Source organism: Leptospira vanthielii serovar Holland str. Waz Holland = ATCC 700522 (assembly GCF_000332455.1).
Classification (GTDB): Bacteria; Spirochaetota; Leptospiria; order Leptospirales; family Leptospiraceae; genus Leptospira_A; species Leptospira_A vanthielii.
In genome coordinates this window covers 264,042-282,588 of record NZ_AOGY02000065.1, presented here as the reverse complement: position 1 = coordinate 282,588, position 18,547 = coordinate 264,042, and the positions used below count along the sequence as shown (strand labels likewise).

At 39.9% G+C, this 18,547-nt stretch carries 18 protein-coding genes and 1 pseudogene; 13 read left to right on the top strand and 6 right to left on the bottom strand.

Annotation, left to right across the window (positions count from 1 at the left end; all coding sequences use genetic code 11):
• Positions 1-272, top strand: a pseudogene (locus tag LEP1GSC199_RS16285) (IS30 family transposase); the annotation flags it as partial.
• Here LEP1GSC199_RS16285 and LEP1GSC199_RS16280 read toward each other — a convergent pair.
• On the bottom strand, positions 269-472 hold the full coding sequence (locus LEP1GSC199_RS16280; protein ID WP_002987120.1) for a hypothetical protein: 204 nt from the start codon (positions 470-472) through the stop codon (positions 269-271). The pseudogene LEP1GSC199_RS16285 and the gene LEP1GSC199_RS16280 sit on opposite strands and share 4 nt — an antisense overlap.
• A 47-nt stretch (positions 473-519) precedes the next feature.
• Between LEP1GSC199_RS16280 and LEP1GSC199_RS16275 the strand changes: the two genes are divergently transcribed.
• The 4 genes from LEP1GSC199_RS16275 to LEP1GSC199_RS16260 all read left to right on the top strand — a co-directional run bounded on the left by LEP1GSC199_RS16275 (position 520) and on the right by LEP1GSC199_RS16260 (position 5,630).
• Entirely contained in the window at positions 520-1,527 is a 1,008-nt protein-coding gene (locus LEP1GSC199_RS16275) for a hypothetical protein (RefSeq protein WP_002987419.1), read from the top strand.
• Between the two features lie 171 nt (positions 1,528-1,698).
• Positions 1,699-3,519, top strand: coding sequence for a GAF domain-containing SpoIIE family protein phosphatase (locus LEP1GSC199_RS16270; RefSeq protein ID WP_002987394.1), 1,821 nt, complete (start codon positions 1,699-1,701; stop codon positions 3,517-3,519).
• Between the two features lie 9 nt (positions 3,520-3,528).
• Positions 3,529-4,953, top strand: a complete 1,425-nt coding sequence (locus LEP1GSC199_RS16265) for an ammonium transporter (RefSeq protein WP_002987423.1) — start codon at positions 3,529-3,531, stop codon at positions 4,951-4,953.
• Between the two features lie 38 nt (positions 4,954-4,991).
• Complete coding sequence (locus LEP1GSC199_RS16260) at positions 4,992-5,630, top strand: LIC11874 family lipoprotein (protein WP_002987364.1); 639 nt, start codon at positions 4,992-4,994, stop codon at positions 5,628-5,630.
• Here LEP1GSC199_RS16260 and LEP1GSC199_RS16255 read toward each other — a convergent pair.
• Positions 5,627-6,373: a menaquinone biosynthetic enzyme MqnA/MqnD family protein gene (locus tag LEP1GSC199_RS16255; protein ID WP_002986960.1), complete on the bottom strand. Its 747-nt coding sequence runs from the start codon at positions 6,371-6,373 to the stop codon at positions 5,627-5,629. The genes LEP1GSC199_RS16260 and LEP1GSC199_RS16255 overlap by 4 nt on opposite strands.
• A gap of 71 nt (positions 6,374-6,444) precedes the next feature.
• Here LEP1GSC199_RS16255 and LEP1GSC199_RS16250 point away from each other — a divergent pair, with 71 nt between their 5' ends.
• The gene (locus tag LEP1GSC199_RS16250; protein WP_002987152.1) at positions 6,445-7,302 is read left to right on the top strand and encodes a CheR family methyltransferase; all 858 of its coding nucleotides are present in this window, start codon (positions 6,445-6,447) and stop codon (positions 7,300-7,302) included.
• A 5-nt stretch (positions 7,303-7,307) separates the two neighbouring features.
• Here the strand turns inward: LEP1GSC199_RS16250 and LEP1GSC199_RS16245 are convergent, their stop codons facing one another.
• On the bottom strand, positions 7,308-7,820 hold the full coding sequence (locus LEP1GSC199_RS16245; RefSeq protein ID WP_002987086.1) for an HIT family protein: 513 nt from the start codon (positions 7,818-7,820) through the stop codon (positions 7,308-7,310).
• Positions 7,821-7,892: 72 nt separating this feature from the next.
• On the opposite strand from LEP1GSC199_RS16245, the gene rsmH reads away from it, so the two are divergent.
• The 7 genes from rsmH to murC are packed head-to-tail and all read left to right on the top strand — an operon-like array spanning position 7,893 to position 15,517.
• A complete protein-coding gene (gene rsmH, locus LEP1GSC199_RS16240) occupies positions 7,893-8,837 on the top strand; it encodes a 16S rRNA (cytosine(1402)-N(4))-methyltransferase RsmH (RefSeq protein ID WP_002987463.1) in 945 nt (314 codons plus the stop codon).
• On the top strand, positions 8,825-9,181 hold the full coding sequence (locus tag LEP1GSC199_RS16235; RefSeq protein WP_002987377.1) for a hypothetical protein: 357 nt from the start codon (positions 8,825-8,827) through the stop codon (positions 9,179-9,181). Before rsmH ends, LEP1GSC199_RS16235 begins: the two co-directional genes overlap by 13 nt.
• On the top strand, positions 9,178-10,698 hold the full coding sequence (locus LEP1GSC199_RS16230) for a UDP-N-acetylmuramoyl-L-alanyl-D-glutamate--2,6-diaminopimelate ligase (RefSeq protein ID WP_002987210.1): 1,521 nt from the start codon (positions 9,178-9,180) through the stop codon (positions 10,696-10,698). The genes LEP1GSC199_RS16235 and LEP1GSC199_RS16230 overlap by 4 nt, the downstream gene beginning before the upstream one ends.
• Before the next feature lie 17 nt (positions 10,699-10,715).
• Positions 10,716-11,828 carry a phospho-N-acetylmuramoyl-pentapeptide-transferase gene (gene mraY, locus LEP1GSC199_RS16225; RefSeq protein WP_002987127.1) on the top strand — a complete coding sequence of 371 codons (1,113 nt, stop codon included), beginning with the start codon at positions 10,716-10,718 and terminating at the stop codon, positions 11,826-11,828.
• Between the two features lie 23 nt (positions 11,829-11,851).
• Positions 11,852-13,000 carry an FtsW/RodA/SpoVE family cell cycle protein gene (locus tag LEP1GSC199_RS16220; protein WP_002987058.1) on the top strand — a complete coding sequence of 383 codons (1,149 nt, stop codon included), beginning with the start codon at positions 11,852-11,854 and terminating at the stop codon, positions 12,998-13,000.
• Positions 12,997-14,073, top strand: coding sequence for a UDP-N-acetylglucosamine--N-acetylmuramyl-(pentapeptide) pyrophosphoryl-undecaprenol N-acetylglucosamine transferase (locus LEP1GSC199_RS16215; RefSeq protein WP_002986985.1), 1,077 nt, complete (start codon positions 12,997-12,999; stop codon positions 14,071-14,073). Before LEP1GSC199_RS16220 ends, LEP1GSC199_RS16215 begins: the two co-directional genes overlap by 4 nt.
• Positions 14,074-14,095: 22 nt before the next feature.
• Positions 14,096-15,517, top strand: a complete 1,422-nt coding sequence (gene murC / locus LEP1GSC199_RS16210; RefSeq protein ID WP_002987084.1) for a UDP-N-acetylmuramate--L-alanine ligase — start codon at positions 14,096-14,098, stop codon at positions 15,515-15,517.
• On the opposite strand, the gene LEP1GSC199_RS16205 is transcribed toward murC, so the two are convergent.
• From LEP1GSC199_RS16205 to LEP1GSC199_RS16195, 3 genes are read right to left on the bottom strand one after another with little or no spacing between them, the layout of a single operon-like run.
• A complete protein-coding gene (locus LEP1GSC199_RS16205) occupies positions 15,518-16,648 on the bottom strand; it encodes a 5-(carboxyamino)imidazole ribonucleotide synthase (protein ID WP_002987202.1) in 1,131 nt (376 codons plus the stop codon).
• Positions 16,632-17,129, bottom strand: coding sequence for a 5-(carboxyamino)imidazole ribonucleotide mutase (gene purE, locus LEP1GSC199_RS16200; RefSeq protein WP_002987329.1), 498 nt, complete (start codon positions 17,127-17,129; stop codon positions 16,632-16,634). The genes LEP1GSC199_RS16205 and purE overlap by 17 nt, the downstream gene beginning before the upstream one ends.
• Before the next feature lie 30 nt (positions 17,130-17,159).
• On the bottom strand, positions 17,160-18,539 hold the full coding sequence (locus LEP1GSC199_RS16195; protein WP_002987426.1) for a UDP-N-acetylmuramoyl-tripeptide--D-alanyl-D-alanine ligase: 1,380 nt from the start codon (positions 18,537-18,539) through the stop codon (positions 17,160-17,162).
• Between the last annotated feature and the right edge of the window lie 8 nt (positions 18,540-18,547).

Here is an 18,547-nt window from a genome sequence, read left to right as displayed (position 1 = left end):
ACGCCACGTATGTAAAGAAATGAGTAACCATAAGCTATTTAACAAAAGATACTCAAATGAAAGTATATTTTTGTCATCCGGGAAGTCCTTGGGAAAGGGGGACTTGTGAAAATACGAATATGCTAATAAGAGATTTCTTTCCTAAAAAAACTGACTTTAATGATATATCAAGAAAAGAACTGAAAAGAGTCCAAAAGCTTTTAAATGAGCGTCCAAGAAAAACGCTTGGCTGGAAAACTCCCGCGGAAAAAATAAAGGAAGTGTTGCGTTAAACTTTAGAATCTATCAATTCTAAATCCACATCGAAATCTTCTAATTTTGATTCAAAAGCATAAACTTGTAAGGCGCCACCCCCGTTGGGATGGAAAAAGGCTGGAATTTCTTCCACGACCATTTGTTCCCAATTGGCAGGAAAAAGAAAAGAATACCAACCTTGTGGGGATCGAAATTGTTTGTACATTGGCCTTGTCATAAGAAATCCCTTTTCTTTCCAATAAATCTTTGGAGTAATGGCAGTAAATGATTTTCAAAAGAAAATGGTATTTCCCCATACTGGTTCTCTTCTTTTCTGCCACTTCTTTGGGAAGTCTTTTCGCACAAGTTTCAGGTTATGAATCCGCATACCCATCTGCCTATTTGCTTGGACTCTCATCCACGGGCGTGGTTAGCTCAAATCCGATGGGAAGTCTTTATGGAAACGCTGCTTTTTTGGCAAATCAACCCAAACATATCGTAGACGGCGGAGTAAACGGAAGTTATGCGAATCCAAAAACCTCCCCTTTGTACCTTTCGGGAGCTGCGTATTTTTCCTATTCCGATTCCCTAGGTTTTGGATTTCGCGGTAAACCTGTTTTTTTAAGATCCTTTCCTGCAGATGAAAGATTTTCCAATTATGCCTTCCAAGGTTTTGTTAGTTGGAAGTGGAATGAGAATCTTTCTTTTGCCTTACATTTAGGACCAGGAATTTCAGGAAGGATGGGTGGGTATAGCTCTTATTCATGGAATGTATCTGCCCAAACTGCCTACCAGTATGGAAATTTTCGGCTGGGTGTGATTTTAGAATCTCCAGGAAGTTACCGCTTTGATAAATATCTAGGATCAGAAAAATTAAAAGAACGACTCCCCGAACGATTATTAGTTGGTATTGGTTACAAAATTACAGAATTCATTGATTTACAAATCGAAGGGAATCGGACATTTTTTGAAAGATCCCACCTATCGCTCAATGGAGGCGATAACTCATTTCAATATCCATTACGTTCGATGTATACAGGTAACATTGGTTTGGCGATAGGTAAAATAGAATCATTCCAATTTATTTCAGGACTAGGGAGAGAGTTTCGTGCCGACTCATCTTTAAGAGGTTTTTATACGGCTTCTCTTGGGGTTGCCGGTTCGATCTTTCCGAAAGAACTAGGAGAAGGGTATTTATACGCAATTTCTTTGCAAAGATCCGGCTTAAGTGTACCCGAAAGAGAAGGTGCTGAGACGAGAGCTGCCTTTCAAATTCAAATCCAGTTCCAATGAAGAACACCATTTGTTTATTATTTAAGCAAATTGGATGGTTTCCATAATTGCTCTTTACCTCTTCCGCTGAAGATTGGAGCAAAGTGTAGAGAAATATAGGATAATCCGACTTCTTTAGGCGAGATGCACTGTCGGTACGATACTTGCATCTAAATCAGAAAGGTATCCTATATGGTTGATTTCAAAGTTTCCAAACGAATGCTCGTCAACTTCCGCGGACAAAACAAAGTCGTGGGAGGATTAACAGACAAAGATAAAATTGCGATCCTCCTCTACATTTCCAAAGAATTTGCCAATTTAGATAGAGAGGACCAACTCTTTTCCAAAGTCATCCTGATTTGTCAGGAAATTTTTGAGTCGGACAATACAACACTCCGACTCTGGGACGGAGAGTATCTTGTCCCTGTTAAGTTTGTCAAAGAGACAGAACCCCCCCGTAGAAATTTAGTAATTGGTGAAGGTTATTCGGGAGCAGTATTCGAAACCAAAGAACCGGTTCTCGTGAATGACCTAACTCGCTCGGCTCATTTTTTTGATGAGGGAGAAAAAACAAAATCCGTTATGTGTGTTCCTATCATGCAAAAGGAAGAAATTCTCGGAACTCTCGCTGTCGAAAGTGAACGCGAAAACTTTTATATCATCGATGACTTAGAAATTTTAGAAGCGCTCACTTCGCAATTGGCACTGGCCCTTTACGGGGTAAGGCTTATTGAAGGTCTTGTGACCGCAAGGGCTAGAGAGGCTGCTATTTTAAACCAATTGGAATGGGATTTGAAAATGGGACGAAATGTCCAAAGCCAAATCCTTCCCCAAGACCTAAGTGCATGGAACGGAATTTATTTTGCAAGCCACTACGAACCCATGGCGGAAGTCAGTGGGGACTTGGTTGATATTGTAAGACAAGGCCATTCCTTAACAGCAATTAACATTGATGTATCGGGACATGGAATTCCAGCAGCTCTTGTGACTATGGCCATCCACCACCAGTTTAGAAGATCGGTGATGGCGGGACTTGGCCTCACAGAGATTATGGAAGAACTTGGTGAAAAACTAAGAGAACAACTTCCAGAATCCACTTATTTCACTGCTTTTATGGTTCGTATTTTTAGTGATTATACTTTTGGTTATGTAAACGCAGGCCACCAACGTATGTTACATTACAAGGCTGCTGATGATACATTCATTCAGTATGATACTAAAGGTGTTCCTCTTGGAATCCTTCCTGTTAGAAAAATCGACTATGAAGAAAAACAAGGTAAGTTGGAGCCTGGGGATTTTTTACTTCTCATCTCTGATGGATTTAGCGAACAAAGAAACCATCTGAAAGATGAGGTGGGAGTGGATCGAATCCTTACTTGGTTACAAGACGAAAGAGAACGCCTTGTAATGGAAGGTCGCGGGAAAGTGGATCTAAAAAAACTCTCCAATGCCTTTGTAGAACGATTTCGGGCATACCAAGGGGATGTTCCGAATGGAGATGATTTAAGTTTTCTATTTCTGTATTGTGGGGATTCCATTCCAGAAGCTTCGCATTACATTCAAATGGCGAAACAATCCAATTCTAAAATGAAAATGGAAGAAGCTTATGCCCAGGCCCTCAAAGCCTATAGCATTGATTCTTCCCTGAAAGAAATCTTAGTCTTTTTAGGTAAGATGTATTATAGGGACGGAAAATATAACGAAGCGATCCGCTATTTAGAACAGTATTTACGGACTTCCGGTGACAATACAGCAGCATCTCATTTTATGATGGGACGAGCTTATTATAAAGCAGGAATGATTTCGGAAGCAAAACGTGCGTTAAAGATGGCACTTTCGAGTGATCACAGTTTTGCAAAAGCAAGTATATTACTTGCACAATGTTATTTGAAAGAAAATGCGAAACCAAAAGCAATCAAAGTGTTGCAACAAGGCGTAAAGAACACACCACAAAGTTTGGAATTAAAAACCTCACTTTTAAGGTTAGAATCACATTCGCAGAAAGTTAGTTAAGGAAAGATTATGAAACGATTTGGAATATTTTTTAGTTTATCGGTCCTTCTTATTGGTTCCGCACTTGGAGCCGAAGAAGTGGCAAACGAAACTCAGAGTTTAGAAACATTGGCAAAAGAAATGGCAGGTATTAAAACTTCCCTTGCGGAAACAAAACTTGCCCTAGAAACAACCAAACAGGAAGCCAATTGGGTGTGGACTTGTATTGCAGCTTTTCTTGTATTTTTTATGCAAGCAGGTTTTGCCTACGTGGAAGCTGGATTCACAAGAGCCAAAAACGCGGTGAATATCCTTATGAAAAACTTCTCTGACTTAACAGTGGGAGCCATCGCCTATTGGGTGATTGGTTTTTCCATTATGTTTGGTCCTCAAGTCCTCACAGGAATTGGAGTGGGAGTTCCATCCTTTGCAGAAAGTCTCATCAATACCGAAGATGGAAATATGGATCCTTCCAAATATACTTTCTTTATTTTCCAAATTGTTTTTGCTGCCACTGCGGCAACCATCGTATCAGGTGCCATGGCTGAGAGGACAAAGTTCTCTGCCTACTTGGTTTTTTCCATTGTGATCACAGCCTTTATTTATCCTATCTTTGGATCCTTTGCTTGGGGAAGTCTCCTTGGAATCTCCTCTGGATTTTTAGAAACTTTGGGACTTGGTGGTGGAGAGGGTGTGGGTTTCCACGACTTTGCAGGATCAACTGTCGTTCATAGTGTGGGAGCTTGGGCAGGTCTTGCAGGAGCCATCGTTGTTGGTCCTCGGATGGGGAAATTCCAAACCGATGGAAGGGTCTATCCTATATTAGGTCACAACATGTCTATGGCAGCCCTTGGTGTCTTTATCCTTTGGTTTGGTTGGTTTGGATTTAACCCAGGTTCCACAACGTCCATTGAAGGTGGAAGTTTTGCTCGGATCGCTGTTGTTACCCACATGGCAGCATGCGCTGGTGCCATTTCTGCTATGGTTCTTACCTGGTTATTATTTAAAAAACCAGAGATCGGTCTTACTTTAAACGGAGGACTTGCGGGCCTTGTGGCCATCACAGCTCCCTGTGATGTTGTGAGTATTACTGGTGCCGTTTGTATTGGCTCTATCGCTGGGATTCTTGTGATTGTCTCGGTTCTATTTTTAGACAAAATCAAAATTGATGATCCGGTGGGTGCTGTTTCTGTTCACGGAGTTTGCGGTGCTTGGGGGACTTTATCTGTTGGTCTCTTCAGTTTGGATACAGGACTTTTTTCAGGTGCTGGTTTTGGGCAATTTGCGGCTCAGGCCATCGGTGTAGCGACTGCCTTTTTATGGGCTTTTCCTACCAGTTTTGCAGCATTCTATCTCATCAAAAAAACAATCGGTCTACGTGTTTCCGAAGAAGAAGAATTGTTAGGTTTGGATATTTTAGAACACGGAAACGAAGCTTACCCCGTTTCTAAATAGTCCTTGACCCTGGGCTTTCCGTATGGGAAGCCTAGGATGTGTTTCGTTTTCCTTTATTACTCATCCTTTTTTTTGTTGGTTGTTTTGAATATGAGGAGACCATCCTCTTTCGAAAGTTAAGTTCTGGTACAGTAGAAATCGCTTACACAGTCCCTTTAAAAAAAGATTCCAACGACTCTCTCATTAAATTTCTACCGACTTCCAAAGAAGAAATCATTTCTTCAGTCAAAAAAAAATCGAATAACAATTTACAGGTGAGAGACTTTACCTTTCGGGAATTAGAAAAATCGGAAACGACAGATATGTATTTCAAACGAAAAGGAAAGGTGTCTTACAAACTTGATTTTGAAGATCCTTTGCATTTGGAAGGTGTTTTAATTGGAACCTTTTCTATCAAATCCAAACCAAGATCCTTAACGGTAAAACGTGATTTTCCAAATCTCACGGACAATGCAATTTTAGATACAAGTGCTGGGGAAAAGAAAATCATTTCAGAAGCTTCTAGGCTTTTACGTGAAGGTCGCATTCAATTTAAAGTTTTATTTCCCAAAGATTCTGAATGTAGTTCCAATCGAGGTTTTATCGGTCTTGGAAATTTGACCTACCAAATTCCATTGCAGGAAACTTTGGAAAATCAGGATTCAAAAACTTGGGAATACAAAATTCGTTTTTTCTAAACGAGTTTTAGTTCCTTTGCCGTTTTGATAAACAAATCAAAGCCATCTAAGTTTTTCTGTTCGGGAATGTAGTGTAACTCTTGTTTGAGATAACGGTCAGTGACTGCAATCGGTAGTCTTTTCTCTTCTTTAATGATGGAGTCTAATTCTTTTAATCCATATTCCAAAGCTGTTAAAAAGAGCCGGTCATCCCAAACCTTTCCCTTGGGAAATGCCCAAAAGGCAAAACAAAAATATAACCCCGTAGACTGATTCCACCATTCGGCAAGATCCACCACTTGGTATCCAGGAACTGGCGTTTGTAATAAGGCATGGTCGCCAAACAAAAGATGCGATCCCTTACCTTCTTTCATCATCTCTGAGATTTCAGAAGCGGGTGTGGGAATTACCTCAACTAATTTTCCGAATTCACGAAAGAGGAGGCATTGTAACAGTGCCACACTAGACCTTGACCCTTTGTCAGTGTAAACTACTTTCGGAAGACCAGGCTCTGATTCATGGCGAAAGAAAAGAACCGAACGTACCACGTCCCTTGCACAAACTCCAACAATCTTTGTGAAGTCCAAACTCTCACGGTTTCTTTCGCATTCGATAGAGGAAACAAGGGCACAATCAAGTTCCCCACGTTTTAGCAGTTCAATGAGGACACTAGGATTTTCATACACCGGTAAATAGCCGGAAGTTCTCTCAAAATAGAGGGTTAGGGGGCGGGCATTCAGGTGTTTTACGATGCCTATTTTCATTATCTAATTTCCCTTATAAAAAACAACTTGTCAGAACAGGAAAAGAGTGTCGAATCACTTACGAGGGCAAATTGGACTTTCGAACATCTTTAAACACAATCGGTGATGCAGAATTTGAATTCATTAAAAATTTAGTGTATAAACAAGCTGGTATTTTTTTAGCACCACATAAAAAAATCATGGTACAGTCTAGACTCAATGCAAGGCTTCGCACACTGGGAATCACTAGTTTTGAAAACTATGTAGCGAAATTAAAACTAGACCCTAAGTTTGCCACCGATGAGATGCAAGAACTCATCAACCGCATAACAACAAACAAAACAGATTTTTTTCGTGAGAACCACCATTTTGAATTTCTAAAAAATCAATATTTCCCTGCCTTAGAACAAGCAGCTGCGACTGGCGGATCCAAAACCCTGCGCATTTGGTGTTCTGCCTCTTCTACTGGGGAAGAACCATACTCAATAGCCATTACTGTTTACGATTACTTCAACGCAAAACCAGGTTGGAATTGTAAAATTTATGCTTCAGACATTGATACACAAGTCATTGCCACGGCAAAAAAAGGTCTCTACCGGGATGATAGGCTAGAACCGGTTTCTGAAGCCATGAAGACAAAACATTTCATTAAAACGGTAGAAAAAGACCATGTTTTCTATGAAGCAAAACCTCACCTGAAAGCTTTGATCGATTTTCGACAAATCAATCTTTTGCACTTTCCCTTTCCCATAACGGATAAATTGGATTTAATCTTTTGTAGGAACGTCGTGATTTATTTTGACAAACAAACGCAAAAAACTCTATTCCAAAATTTTGAAGCCAGTTTGAAACCAAAGGGATATCTCATCCTTGGCCACTCAGAAACCATGTTTGGAATCTCTGATAGTTTTAAGTTTTTAGGTCATACCATCTACCAAAAAAAAGAATAAGAATTTTAGTCTTCTTTAACCCAAAGTTTTTTTAGGTCATCCCACATTTGGTAGGGCTCATAGATTACTATTCTTGTATTGGAAAGTACATCTAAAAATCCTGCTTCATTTGGAAATCTAGGCACAATGTGTTCGTGGATATGGGGGATAGAACCGCCGCTATTCTTTCCTAAATTATATCCAAGGTTAAAACCCTGAACCTTCCATTGTTTCTCAAGGATTCTCATGGTTTTTTGAGTGAGTTTATGGATGTCGAGTGCTTCTTCTTCCGTGAGTTCTAAGTAGTGGATGATATGACGTTTGGGAAAAATGATGATATGGCCAGGATTGTAGGGGAAAAGATTAACCGAAACGATTGAAAGTTCCGTTTCTGCAATGGTCAGATTGGGAACAATTTCGTTTTTGTCTCGAACCCCGCAAAGGATGCAGTCGACATTGGGTCTATCCCCTTTGGCATAACCTAGTTTCCCTATGCTGAACAGGTTTTTTCTAAGCGAATGTTCTTCATAGGAACTCATTTGTACTTTCAATCTCCCTAAAGGATTAAAGGATTGCAAGGATTTTGACAAGTATACAGTAAGAAAGTAACAGTGTCAGAATCTCCTCATATTCCCGTACTTCCAAGAGAAGTCATCGATTTACTCCAAAAAACCGAAAGCCCCGAACCCCTATGGTTTCTTGATGGGACTGCTGGGGAAGGTGGGCATTCCAAACTCATTTTACAAACCTTTCCGAATGCAAAGCTCATTCTCATTGATCGTGACTCTGTCATGTTGGAACGGGCCAAAAAAGAAATTTTATCCGTGATTGGATCTCTTGACCGAGTCCACCCCTTCCAAATGAACTTTTCCGAAGTGGACAAAGAACTTTTAGATTCGGTGGATTGTCCAGGGCTTGATGGAGCTCTTGTAGATTTAGGGGTTTCTTTATTCCACTTCCTACATTCGGGAAGAGGGTTTACTTTTAAAAACGATGAACCACTGGATATGCGACTCGAACCCCAAGTGGGTAGGAAAACGGCAGCGGATGTCGTCAATTACAGCACAGTTTTACATTTAAAAAAAGTCTTTTGGGAATACGGAGAAGAACGTTGGGCCTTAAAAGTTGCAAATAACATAGTACAGACGAGGCAGAAAAAGAAATTTGCAACCAATACAGAACTTGTAAAACTTGTGGAAACATCAATCCCTAGAAAGTTTTGGCCAAAAGAATCCCACCCAGCGACCAAAATTTTCCAAGCACTAAGGATTGAGGTCAACGAAGAGCTGTTACATGCAGAAAAGGGGATTCGGGTTCTTAGTGATTTGCTAAAAGTGGGAGGAGTTCTTGCTTGTATCTCTTTTCACTCTTTAGAAGATCGGATTGTCAAGTGGACCTTTCGTGATCTAAAGACCACCGAACATTTTGATATCTTAACAAAAAAACCCATTCTACCAACCGACACAGAAATACGAGAAAACAGGGCTTCTCGTTCCGCAAAATTACGGGGGATCCAAAAAATTGATCCGATATTAAAACCTAGATGGGAACGATGAAAGGAAAAATTAGGAACATACCAGAACTGGTTCTTGGCTTTTTTTCTCCATTGAAACCCATGGTGGTTTTATTTCCTTTCCTTGTCTTTTTTTATTCCATTGTTTGGCAAGGTTTGGAGAAAGCAAGACTCACACGCCAAATTCACGAAAGGACTTCCGCCAAAGAAGAACTGAAAAGAAAAAATGATGAATTAAAAATCGGAATTGTGGCTTATACTTCCGCTGAACGAATTGAAACACTTTACCGCAGAACCTACCAATTTCTTCCCATAAGCCTTGGGAATCGCACAGTGACGATAGAGCTCCCACCCATCCCAGAAGAGGGACTTACCGAAAAAAAATGAAACTATCAGAAATCATCAAACGGATTCCCGATGTAAAACTCATCAAAGGGGAAAGTTCTTTGGAAGTTGATTATATCTGGGGAGATAGCCGCAAACTAAAACCCAATGATATCTTTGTTCTCCCAGAAGAGACAAACGAAAAACAAGAATCCTTCCTTAAGATGGCAGAGGAACTTGGGTCTAAGGTAATCCTTGTTTCCAAACGACAATTGAAATTAAAAGGGTTGGAACTTTTTTCTGCCATCCTTGAAACAGAAGAAGCTGTGGGAGAAGCTCACGGCAAAATAGCTTGTTTACTTGCGGGTAATCCTGCAAAAAAAATGAAACTTGTGGCCATCACGGGAACCAATGGCAAAACCTCCTTAACTTTCATCCTTTTCCACCTAGCAAGAAAAGTTGGGAAAAACGCAGCTCTCATTGGAACTGTACAAATCCAAATTATGGATCGGATTTTAGAATCAGGTTATACTACTCCCGATGCATCTTCTCTCAACCTTCTTCTCAAACAAATGTTAGAAGAGGGAATCGAATATGTGTTTATCGAAATGAGTAGCCATGGATTGAAACTGGGACGGGTGGCGGGCCTGGAAATCACTTGTGCTGGATTTACGAACCTAACGCAAGATCATTTGGACTTTCATCCTGATATGGAAGAATATTTTGAAAGTAAGTTCAAAATATTCCAACTCTTAGAACAATCCTCTGTAAAAAATAAATTTGGACTCGTTGCCGGAGATGTCTCTTACGGAACGGCAATGATCAAACGAATCGCCGATGCCAAATTAAAATCTCCTGTTTTTATTTTGGGAAAATCGGGTGAGTTCAATTATACAAATACAAAACTTTCTCTTTTGGGAAGTGAATATCGTTTTCATAAAAAAGCAAAGAACCTGCCCTTCATCGAAGTCCGTAGTATCAAAACAAACTTACTTGGTAATTTCAATGTATTCAATACTTCCTTTGCCTTAGCCATTGCTTATGAGTTGGGATTTCCATGGGAGGAAGTGATTTCTTGTTTGGAAAAAATCCCTACGGTTCCCGGTCGTTTTCATGTGGTTCCCTTTCCTGACAGGACTCGGATTGCGGTAGTGGATTATGCCCACACACCGGATGCCTTAGAAAATATCTTAAAGAGTTGTGTGGAAATTGCTCCCAAACAAATCATTTGTCTATTTGGTTGTGGTGGGGATCGGGACCGCACCAAACGACCGCAAATGGCTCGCATTGCTGAAACTTTTGCAGATTTCGTTATTCTCACTTCAGACAATCCAAGAACAGAATCTCCTGAAACAATTTTGGATGAAATTGAATCGGGATTTTCTCGGGGATTCCAAAGGTATGAAAAAATCACAGACCGAAGAGTGGCGATTCAAAGAGCCGTTGGACTCCTCGACCGAGATGGGATTTTGGTGGTTGCCGGAAAAGGCCACGAAACCTACCAAATCATAGGAAAAGAAAAATCAAAATTTGTCGATTTTGAAGAGATAGAGAATGCTTTTCAAAATTTAGGACTTTAGTCGAAAGGGGAAGTAGAATGTTCCAGTGGATTTATGAATCGTTCGGAAACGATTATGGTTTCCTTAGAGTTTTTAGTTATGTTACCCTCCGTGCCATGATGGCGGGGCTTACCTCTATGTTTATCACCTTTCTTTTTGGTAAGGTTTTGATTTCCTTTCTTCTTTCCTTAAAGTTTCGAGAATCTGTCCGTAACGATGGACCTCAGTCTCATGCTGCCAAATCGGGAACTCCTACCATGGGGGGCCTCATTATGATTTTATCGCTGACCGTCTCCACTCTGTTATGGGGAAATCTCTCCAATTTAAATGTTTTATTACTGCTTGTCTCTGCCATTCTATTTGCAGGTTTAGGTTTTACGGACGATTATATGAAGTCGGTAAAAAAAATCAAAGGGGGGATGAGGGCAAAAACCAAATTCCTTGTGACCATCTTCTTTGCTGTATCTATCACTACTCTTTACTTTTACTTTACCGGGAAATCCAATGTGGTCGCTACCAAAGGGATCGTATTTACTATCACCGATTTGTTTTTACCATTTGTAAAAGGTCCTGTTTGGAATTTAGGATTCTTGGCAGTTCCCTTCGCCATCATCGTGTTAATTGGAAGTTCTCATGCAGTCAACCTTACCGATGGACTCGATGGACTTGCTTCGGGAACGGTTGTGATTGCAACGGCAACCTTCGCGCTTATTTCTTATGTATCCGGCACTCCCTCTGCCGCAAACTATTTGCACATTCCTTACCTTCCTGGATCTCATGAATATGCGGTTTTCCTTGCAGGACTTTCTGGTGCCTTACTTGGATTTTTGTGGTTCAATTGCCATCCGGCTCAAGTGTTTATGGGAGATACGGGTTCCTTATTTCTTGGTTCGACCCTTGGTCTTGTTGCCATTATGTTAAAAAAAGAAATCCTTCTTGTGATCCTTGGAGGAATTTTTGTGGCAGAGGCAGTGAGTGTGATCTTACAAGTTGGGTCATTCAAACTGACGGGAAAACGAATCTTTAAGATGGCTCCTTTACACCACCATTTTGAATTGTCAGGTTGGTCGGAAGAAAAAGTAGTGATTCGTTTTTGGATCATCGGAATCATCCTTGCTATCATTACTTTATCTACCCTTAAGATCCAATAGGCGATCACGGTTAGACAACAGTTATGGAAATCTACAGGTCAATACAAAACCTCTTTCGATTTGGAAACTCGAGGTTTGACGGGCCAGTATTGTACGGAATCTTTTTTTTATTTGGAATGGGCATTGTCATTATGTACAGTGCCTCTGTCATTCCCGCCGAACGTGAGTTTTCTGATCCTAATTATTACCTAAATAAACAATTGTTATGGGGGATTCTTGGTGTATTTAGTTTTTTAATTTTCAGTCAAATTCCTTACCAATTTCTGGTGCGTTGGTCTTTTTTATTTTCTGTTTTTAGTTTGTTATTACTAATCTCAGTTTTTATCCCAGGCCTCGGAAAATCAGTGGGAACTAGTTATGGAAGGAGTTTCAATCGTTGGATCCAAATTGGCGGAGTCCAAATCCAACCTTCCGAATTTTCAAAGATTAGTCTTTTACTCTTTTCCTCTTATTTTTTTTATAATTTTGATTTCAAAAAAGTAAAATGGGACAGAAAGAAAATTGTCTCAGTACTTTTGATTTTTGCCACATTAGTTCTGATTGTCATCGAACCTGCGTTTGGTACAACGATTGAGCTCCTCCTTGTTTTATTTTTCTTTGTACTCCTTGCTGGGTTTCCCATGAAGCGGCTTTTTATCTTAGGCGCTTCTGTTTTGCCTCTCCTTGTAGTTCTTGTGACCCAAGTCGGTTATAGAAAAAAACGTTTAGAAATTTGGCTTGATCCTTATAAATTTCGATTTGATGAAGGCCACCAACTTGTGACCAGTTTTCGTGCCTTCTTTGATGGTGGAAGTTTTGGTCGCCCCGTAGGTTCCGGTTATGCCCACCGATATTTGGCCTATAGTCATACTGATTTTGTGATGGCATCCTTTGTTGAGGATTTTGGATTTTTTGGTTTTTTGTTATTTCTCTCTGTTGTGATTTTTCTTTTTGTCAGAATCTATTTTTTACTGAAGCGTTTAAAGGACAAACTAGGATTCTTTTTGGGATCAGGGATTCTCATCCTCTTTGGTTTCCAAACCATTTTGAATCTATTTGTTGTGACTGGGATTGTCCCTGTTACTGGAATTTCCTTACCTTTCTTAAGTTATGGAGGATCGTCCCTCATTACAATTTTTATCCTATTCGGAATTCTTGCCAACATCACGAGTAAAGAGAATTTGGTATTATGAGTGGATCCGTATTAATTGCTGCTGGTGGAACTGGTGGACATATATCGCCAGGAGTGGCACTTGCTGAAGTTTTGGCTGAGAAGATATCCACATTTGGATTCGATGCGGTGTATCTGCATTCCCTTGTGCGTAACAAAGACAATCCTGATCTTTTAAATCCACCTTGTCCTGTCCTTTGGCATAATGTTCCACAGTTAGGTGGTTTAAGAACATTAGTTTATCCGCTTTTATTCTTATATCCTTTTTTTAAAACGATTTTGCTCTTCCATCAGTTGAAAGTAAGGGCAGTGATTGGGATGGGAGGGTATTCGAGTCTTCCTGCCATCCTCTATGCCATTCTATTTCGAAAGAAATTATATCTTTGTGAACAAAATTGTGTTCCAGGAAAAATCACTCGGATCTTTGCAAGGTTTTCAGAAAAACTCGCTTTCAGTTTTCCTTTAACGGAAGGCTATTCTATTTCTGGCAAAACCATTGGAAATCCCATTCGCAGGCGCGTGATTCCAATAAACTTAAATATCCGACAAAATGAAAACTTACATGAAGGAAAAAAGAATACCGTAAATGTTCTCGTTCTTGGTGGGTCTCAAGGGGCAAGGCAACTCAACCAAATGATTCTAAAAGCAATGGAAAATCCTGATATTGCAAACAAGTATAAATTTCGTTTGTTAACAGGAACTTCTTTGTATGAAGAAACCAAACGTAAATCAGTGGGTGATGCAGAAATCATTTCTTATGCAAATGATATGAAACCCAATTATGAATGGGCAAATATAGTTGTTGCAAGGTCGGGTGCCGGAGTGCTTGCTGAATGTTTGGTATTTGGTTTACCGATGATTCTCATTCCCTATCCTTATGCCGCAGACAACCACCAAAAGGAAAATGCAAATTATATAGAATCACAAGGTGCTGCGGTGACCATTCATTCCACTTCAGAAGATCCAACAAGGCTTGTGCAGATTTTACTCGGATGGAAGGACCATTCTGAAATTCTCCGAGAAATGGGACATACCTCTTTAGCACTTTCCAATGTGAATGCAGCATACCAAACGGTTTCCTATTTTTTTCATTAACAGAAATTGAAGTTTTAAAACAATGAAAGGTCCTATTTTATTTTTGGGAATTGGTGGAAGTGGAATGTCGAGTCTTGCTCATATGGCACTCGACTTAAAACTATCGGTTTTTGGTTACGACAAAAAAAACTCTGAAACAACTCGGTACTTACAAGAACGCGGGGCTACCATTCAAAACAATATCGAACAGATTCCTTTAGAGGGAATCGAGATGGTAGTGTATAGTTCTGCAATCAACGACAAACACAAACAAGTGTTTGATGAAATTAAAAACAAAAATATTCCTCTAAAACATAGATCAGAATTTATGCATCTTTTGGTTTCCAACCAAAAATCCATTTCCGTTGCCGGCAGTCATGGAAAAACATCTACGACCACCATGGTTTCTCAAATTCTCACAGAATTGGGGATGGACCCTACCATTATGATAGGCGGCGACACGAGTCTTTTGGAAAAGCGAGGGGGAAAGATCGGTGGTGGAAAATTTGCCGTTTACGAATCCGATGAATCTGACGGAACCTTTCTTGGCCACAAAGCTTCCATCCGTCTATTGACTAATATTGACAATGACCACTTGGATTATTACAAAACCCGAGAACGTTTAGAAGATGCCTTTTTTGAATATATTTCTTTTGGCACTGCCGGTGATGCCGTATTGTTTGCCAATGATCCTGGGATTCGGGATGTTCTCATACATAAAACTAAGGACATTCATTTTTCTCCAGATTTCCACCTCTATCTCTGTATGGAAAAAAAAGATAAAGAGTCGGATTGGTATCATTCTTTAGAATCAAAACTCGGAAACCAACTCATTGTGATACTATATCAGATCAAAGAGGATGTTTTGGAATTTGATTTTCCTGGATTTACTTCCCTAACTTTACAATTACCCTATCCTGGGGTTCATTATCTGACCAATGGCCTTGTGGCTTTGGTCGGCGCTTTTATAGCAGGAGTTTCTCCTGAAGTAGCAGCGGGTATCCTTTCTCGTTATATTGGCGCTAAGCGAAGGCAAGAAATTTTAGGAATTTGGAATGGGGTCACCGTGATGGACGACTACGGTCACCATCCCACAGAAATTGCCATGGTCATTCGTTCGTTAAAAAACAAATTGAAATCAAACGGAAGGTTTGTTGTTCTTTTCCAACCTCATCGTTACACTCGCACACAATTGTTATTAAAAGAGCTGGCAGAGTCTCTTTCTCTTGCAGAACACTTAATGATTTTACCCATCTATTCCGCAGGGGAACCATCCATTCCAGGAATCACTCATGAATCCTTTTTACCTTTTCTTGAAATTAAGAATGTAGAGTTCTTAAAAGGGGAAATAGATTTGGATTTAATCTCTATCAAGTCTAAATTGAAAAAAGGGGACATGTTACTTTGTTTAGGCGCTGGGAATGTGCGAGACTGGGGCCTTCAATTATTAGAAGACAAATCGTAGTTATAGGTCATGGAAGAGGGGATTTACCTCTTCTAAATTTCCTTTAAAATTGATATGCCCCATTTTTCTTCCTATTTTTGCTTCCCGTTTTCCATAAAGATGCAATTGGTATCTATCGTCTTTTAGAAGAGAACGGGCTATAGCCAAACTCTCTTTGTATTCATTTCCTAGAATATTTTTCATCAACGTAGGTCTGGGTCTAACATCGGTTGGGGGAAAATTTCCTGTTATAGCAGAGACATGCAAATGAAATTGTGAAAAACTTTGACAGTCTTGAGTGAAATGTCCCGTGTTATGCGGTCTCGGAGCAAATTCATTAAGATAGATATGGTTTTCATTTAGAAAGAATTCCACACCCATGGTTCCCACATAACCCAAAGTCTCCGCGAGTTTGGAAGCCATCTCAGTGGCCTCCAGGTTCAGGCTTGCTGGAATTCGGGCAGGATAAATAGAGAGATCTAAAATATGATTTTTGTGTTCATTTTCTACAGCCCCGTAACATACAATTTCCCCATTTTGGAAACGAGTGAGGATGATACTGATTTCCTTTTGAAAGGGAATCACTTCCTCTACAAGATACTCTTCATTTCCACTTACAAAGGCTTTGTCTAAAAAGTTTTTGTATTCGTTTTCATCCTTAACTTTTACCTGACCTTTTCCATCATACCCAAAACGAAGTGTTTTGATGATCCATGGGAAGGTGATGGCGATTTCAAACTTTGCAGTGTCTTTTGTTAGGTGAAAAAAATCGGCAGTGCGAAATCCTAACTTCCGAAAATGAGTCTTTTCTAAATACCGGTCTTGGGCAATGACCAGTGCCCTCGGGGGTGGAAAAATCTGGATTTGTTTTGTTTGGGATTCCAGATACTCTAAAGTAGATTTGGGAATGTTTTCAAATTCGAAACTTAAAACATCAATTTTCGAAAGAAATGTTTTTAAACTGGATAAGTCCTCATAAAAACCAATGGAAGCACGGGCTCCCGCCTTTTCTGAGGGAGAATCCTCGTCTGGTGAATAACAATAAAAATCATAACCTAGAGGAAGGGCCTCTAAACACATCATCTGTCCGAGTTGGCCTGAGCCCAAAACACCTATTTTTAGATTCTGATTTTCTTTAGATAAGTTGGTCATTTTTAGAAAGTGCTAACTTACGATTGTTGTCTGCATAAGATTCTAATTTTTTGTGTAATGCCGGGTCGAGTAAAGAAAGGATACGAACCGCAAGTAACCCTGCGTTGGCAGCACCACTCGTTCCGATTGCTAACGTGGCAACAGGGACACCTTTCGGCATCTGTACAATCGATAATAAACTATCCATTCCATTTAGTGCCTTCGACTGCACAGGAACACCTAATACTGGCAATGTGGTGAGCGACGCTGTCATTCCGGGCAAATGGGCAGCACCACCGGCACCCGCAATAATCACACCAAATCCATTCTGTTTTGCTGATTTTGCAAACTCAACCATCCGTTCGGGAGAACGGTGTGCTGATACAATTTCTTTTTCAAAAGGGATTCCAAACTCTGTCAAAATATCGCAGGCTTCTTTCATGGTTTCCCAATCGGAATGGGAACCCATAATGACAGCTACTTTTGGTAGATTTGTAGGCATACGTGTAATCTAGGAAAGGCCAATTCTTCATCAACCCTTAAATGTTTCTAAGGCTTGTACAATTCTTTCCATTTTCATAGACCTAGATCCCTTAACGAGTAAAACAGAATTTTTGGGAACATTCGATTTCACAAATTGGATGAGTTCATCCATTTCGGTAAAACATTGGGCTCCATGCACTTTTTTCACCATAGGTTTTGTTTCTTCGCCAAACCCAAGTAAGATACCTTTGCCACTCCTTTGGATTTCTTTTCCCACCTCTTCATGATAGTATTTGGAAAACTTCCCGAGCTCCTTCATCGAACCTAAAATCCAAACAATATTTTTATTACCGGCAAATTGTACTGCTGCTCCAATGCTAGAAAGCATGGATTCAGGATTGGCATTATAACAATCATCAATGATGGTATAGTAACCCTTATTGATATTCAATCGTTTGTCAGGGCTTTTGTAATTTTGAATTGTTTTTGCAATTTGGTCCGGATTGATTCCAAAATGAGTTCCGACAGCTAACATTCCGCGCACATTGGAAAGAAGTTTAGAACCAGGGAGTTTCCAATGGATTTCTTTTCCCTTCCATTCCAGGCGAAATCCATTTGGTTCTATTTTTTTGATTTTTAAATTCGGTTTTTCTTTATGAGTCCAAACCAAAACCTTTATCTTTTGTTTTTTAGCTCTCAATTTCACACGATTCAAAAACTCCAAATCGTCGGGAACAAAGATTACTGAATTTTCTCGCATTCCACTGATGATATCTATTTTTTCTTCGGCAATGGCTTCTCTTGATTTCAGGTTTTCAATATGTGCCGAACCAATATTTGTAATGAGAGCATGTGTAGGCTCAGCGATCCGGGAGAGTCTAGCAATTTCTCCTCTATGGTTCATCCCTAATTCACAAATTACCACTCGAGTTTCTTCGGTAATCCGAAACAAAGTAAAGGGAAGTCCGATTTCATTGTTATAATTTTTTTCTGTAACCACAAAGGATTTTCGATTCAAAAAACCAAATAAGCCACCTAACAAATCCTTTGTGGTTGTTTTTCCTGATGATCCAGTGACGGCAAGAATGATGGGTCTAAATCTAATTCTATGATACCGAGAAAGCACTCCCAATGCCTGTAAACAATCGGGAACAAAAATCGCCTTCGACTGATCGGCATCGGAAAGTTTTTTTAAGATGGGATGGTTTTTTTCGCATAGAAAGGCAAGTGCCCCTTTCGATAAGGCATCAGGGATAAATTCATGACCGTCCCTTGTTCCTCGTAAGGGAACAAACAAAGACCTAGACTTGGCTTCAGCAGAAGAGGTTGTGATCCATCGAAAAGTTGGATTGTCTGTCCGGTCCCAATGTGGGTCTTTGGAAAACAAACTTAGAATAGTTGACAGGGAATATTCAAATGGTGCGATCATAGCTTCTA